Raw genomic sequence first — 1,907 nt, 5'->3', positions numbered from 1 at the left:
TTTTGTCCATTACACCTATAAGAAGTGATTTAAAACTTCACCGTATGCCCGTAGCTTTCCAGAATCTCTTTAATATGTTCAAGGGATTCTTTTGTTGGTGGCATTACATCTTCAAGTTCATATTTATGCCCTAAGGTTTCCCATTTATGTGCTCCTAAACGGTGGTAAGGCAACAGTTCGACCTTCTCAATATTCTGCATTCCTTGAATAAACTGCCCTAAGCGGTGTACCGAATCATCGTCATCGGTATAACCTGGCACAACCACATAACGTATCCAAGTCAGTTGATTACGCTTTTGTAAATAGCGTGCAAATTCAAGGGTTCGTTTATTGGGTACACCAATTAAGTTTTGATGAATTTGATCATTCAGTTGCTTTAAATCGAGTAATACAAGATCAGTATGATCTAACAAATCATCAATAGTTTGATCATAATGACGAACAAAACCATTAGTATCTAAGCAAGTGTTGATCCCTTCGGCTTTGCAGGCTTTAAACCACTCTTTTACAAACTCCGCTTGTAGCACTGCTTCTCCACCAGAAGCGGTTACACCGCCCCCAGTGGCTTTCATAAAATGTTTATAAGTTACCACCTCTTTCATTAGATCTTCTACGCTGATTTCTTTACCACCATCAAGATCCCAAGTATCTCGGTTATGGCAATATTTACAACGCATTAAGCAACCTTGTAAAAAAAGAATAAAACGAATCCCAGGCCCATCAACTGTTCCACAAGATTCATAAGAGTGATAACGTGCAAGTACAGACATTTTATATCCTTATTAAAATACATTTCATTCTACAAAAAATCTAGATGTTATTCTACTACATACTGCTAGCACAATTAGAGAATTTTTAAACTTTTTATCGGTTAGATCAAAATATGGCAGGTAATCTAATTATTGATTACCTGCCATACTATTATCATATAACTATCTAGGAACTAGACGTTTTTCTATTAAAACGAAATAGATAAGTTAGCACTAAAGCGTTTTTGTTTACCCATTTGTTTACCTTGACTAATACCACCTAGTACATCTAGTTGAATATTTTTAAATTTAACCGCTAAGCCAGCATCAACAGTATGCTGTTTATCTGATTCAAGGTTGAAATTATAGCCATTCACTTTAATCTGATTATGACTATTGTGAATCGCATAACTCCAAGATACAAGCGGTTTAAATTCTAGATCCTGATTTACTTTTAACGTATAACCTACATTAACGCCCATTAAATAAGACATTACTTTCGAGCTATCTGTTTCAATGCTTGCCCCGCTTTGTTGATAGGCGGCTTTACTTAGATAGCTATATCGAACACCTGCAAATGGCTTAATTTCTAGGTTAGTTAAGTTAAAGGCTTTACCTGCAGTAAGACCAACTTGCGTTAGATTTCTATTCACTATTTCTAACTGACCACCTTGAGAAATTTTATTCTTCAATTTACCCCAGCTAATATCAACAGCTGCAAATTCTCCGCTTGGTAACTGATATTTTGCGTAAGAAGAAAGCATTCTCAATCTAGACTGCTCACTAGAACTATCTGCAAAACGATGACTACCTTTCGACTCAGTCAATGCAACCCCTACCACTAAAGAATCACTCAATCTAAAATCAGCACCTATTTGATTTTGCTTCCCTTTTGTTGAGTAATCTCTGTAGTTATCAGAATGATAGCTACCATTCAATGACTTCGTATTTACCCATACATCTGTATATTCTTTCGGTACATTCGTATTTGTTAAATGCTGTCTAATGCTATCTCCAGCATTTGTAATTGACTGAATGGAAACCGCAAGATCAGATACCGCTGTATTCGTGTATTTACTAATTCTCTCTTTTTGAAGTTTTTCTTGGCGTTTACGCTCTTCTTCAACTTGACCTTGATGCTCTGCCTCTTCTTGAGAT

General features: G+C 36.0%; 2 protein-coding genes. Both read right to left on the bottom strand.

All coding sequences use genetic code 11. The annotated features are described in order from the left end of the window. Positions 1-29: 29 nt before the first annotated feature. A complete protein-coding gene (gene pflA / locus A1D25_RS01290) occupies positions 30-770 on the bottom strand; it encodes a pyruvate formate lyase 1-activating protein (RefSeq protein ID WP_157393918.1) in 741 nt (246 codons plus the stop codon). A 188-nt stretch (positions 771-958) separates the two neighbouring features. Continuing rightward, a partial coding sequence (locus A1D25_RS01285; protein WP_157393917.1) for an autotransporter outer membrane beta-barrel domain-containing protein occupies positions 959-1,907 on the bottom strand: 949 nt, incomplete at its 5' end.

This window comes from Ursidibacter arcticus, from assembly GCF_009761375.1.
GTDB classification, from domain to species: domain Bacteria; phylum Pseudomonadota; class Gammaproteobacteria; order Enterobacterales; family Pasteurellaceae; genus Ursidibacter; species Ursidibacter arcticus.
The sequence above is the reverse complement of the archived record's forward strand: the minus strand, read 5'-3'. Positions and strand labels throughout refer to the sequence as shown.